This window comes from Mucilaginibacter sp. P4_G9 (assembly GCF_056400985.1).
The window spans coordinates 1-2,442 of sequence record NZ_JBFUKF010000580.1 but is presented as its reverse complement, the minus strand read 5'-3'; the positions used below and the strand labels follow the sequence as shown (position 1 = coordinate 2,442).

General features: G+C 43.6%; 2 protein-coding genes. Both read right to left on the bottom strand.

The features are described from left to right. Positions 1-796, bottom strand: a 796-nt coding sequence (locus tag AC1DPZ_RS25535; RefSeq protein WP_477408784.1) for an AMP-binding protein, incomplete at its 3' end; no start/stop codon positions are given. Between the two features lie 33 nt (positions 797-829). Beyond that, on the bottom strand, positions 830-2,442 hold a 1,613-nt coding region (locus AC1DPZ_RS25530), incomplete at its 5' end, for an acyl-CoA dehydrogenase family protein (protein ID WP_477408782.1).

Here is a 2,442-nt window from a genome sequence, read left to right as displayed (position 1 = left end):
GCTTTACTTCCCTCATATTAATACCTATGGTATCCATACTTTCGGCGTAATAAATAGAGAAGCYGTAAAAGAAATAGATATAGGTACACATTTTCTCGAAAATATGGTTAAGCGGTAAAAAGCTTAAAGCGCGTTTATTTTCTAAGGGGATTTGATTCAGCACATCGGCCGAGCCGATAACATTACTTACAATGTTTTTGTGAGTAAGCATTACCCCTTTGGGCCGGCCGGTGGTGCCTGATGTAAAAATGATGGTAGCTACGTCATCTTCTTTAATGCCGGCGCTTATTGCATTTACCTTATCTCTATCAATATCAGCAATGGGTTTAAGGAGTTGTTTCCAGTTGTTGCAGCTTTCTAAATCATTAAAAGAAAAAATAGATTTTAAAGAAGGGACATGCTCAATTATTGCATTTACCTTGCCGCAAAGGTCGGCATCACTTACAAAAATACATTTAACCTCCGCTTCAATTAAAATCTGCTCCATTTCCTTTAAGCTACTATTAGGATAAAGAGGAACCAATATGGCTCCGATTAATTGTACCGCGAGATCAACTATCAGCCATTCGGGCCTGCCATTGCTGATCAGGCCAACTTTATTCCGGCCAATGGTAGTACCATCGCCGGCCGATATGCCCATTTCCAGCAGCGCTATAGCTAACTGGTAAGTTTTTTCATGAACTTCGGCTGTGCTGTATGATACCCATTCACCGTTTACTTTGGCATTTAACAGGTCGGCTTTAGGGCTTTGAGCCTGGATGCCCATACAATCAAATAATCTGGCTACATTCTTCATATACCCTGTTTTAAAATATTAAATGAGGCTTTGTTAGAAGCAATATTTATTTTGCTCAATCAGTTTTGCAGCAACTCTTCTGCGCGCTGCTGTGGTGTTAATATCTTCTGTTTTGGTAAAGCGTTTTAACCCCGTCATCATCATCCTGCGTTCATCGCCTTCTGCAAAAGCATTAAGTGCTTCTTTACCGGCTTTAAATATTTTATCCGCGGCATCCCTGATATAAACCTGCATTATATCAATCTGATCTTTAACTGCGTCTTCGCCACGCTGACCGGCTAATTTTTCTACTCTTAGCTGAACAGATTCGCTTGCATACGTCTCAATAACCATATCGGCAAGGTTCATCAAAACTTCCTGCTCTTTAGCCAGGTTGGTCATCAGTTTTTGAACAGCCGCACCCGCCACCAATAAAATTGCTTTTTTAAAGTTTGATACATACTTTTTCTCTTTGGCGAAAAGGTCTTCTTCGATACTGTTAAAATCAGGAATGCTCATTAACTCAGCTATTACGTTCTGTGCAGGACCCATCAGGTCGATTTCGCCTTTCATGGCACGTTTCAGGATCATATCCACGGTTAATATGCGGTTGATTTCGTTGGTACCCTCAAAGATCCGGTTGATGCGGCTATCGCGATATGCCCTGTCCATCGGCCCTTCGGCGCTATAGCCCATGCCACCATAGATCTGTACCCCTTCATCTACAATATAATCCAGCGCTTCTGATGCATGTACCTTTATAATAGCAGCTTCTATGGCAAACAGCTCGATGCCTTTAAGTCGGGCTTTAGATGCATCCATGCCATGTTCAAGTAAATTATGTGTGGCATCTTCAATGTTCTGGCTGGCCCTGTACATAGCAGATTCGGCCGCGTAAGCACGGATAACCTGCTCACCTAATTTATAGCGGATGGCACCATATTTCGCAATGGCACGGCCAAATTGTTCGCGCTCATTTGCATACTTCACCGAATTTGTAATTACGGATTTTGCTGCCCCTAATGCTGCCCCTCCTAATTTTATACGGCCCAGGTTGAGGATATTTACGGCTATTTTGAAACCGTTACCCCGTTCCGATAGCAGGTTTTCAACCGGTACCTTACAATCATTAAAAAATACCTGGCGGGTTGAGCTACCTTTAATACCCATTTTGTGCTCTTCGGGGTTAAGCGACAAGCCCTCAAAACCTTTTTCAACAATAAATGCGCTCAGGTTTTCGTCGTTATCAATTTTGGCAAAAACGGTGAACACATCGGCAAAGCCTGCATTGGTGATCCACATTTTTTGCCCGTTGATCAGGTAATGCTTGCCATCGGCARATAGTGTAGCGCGCGTTTTGCCCGAATTGGCATCAGAACCTGCACCCGGTTCGGTAAGGCAATAGGCGCCTTTCCATTCACCAGTGGCCAATTTGGGGATGTATTTGTTTTTTTGCTCGGCGTTACCATAATAAAGTATCGGCAGTGTGCCAATGCCCGTATGTGCCATTGCAGCTACAGAGAACGACGCACCAGGACCTGTTTTTTCGCTGATGAGCATAGCTGTGGTGAAATCTTTACCAAAGCCACCATATTCCTCAGGGACGGAAACACCCAGGATCCCCAACTCACCGGCCTCATTAATTAAGCGCACCATCAGCCCTTCTT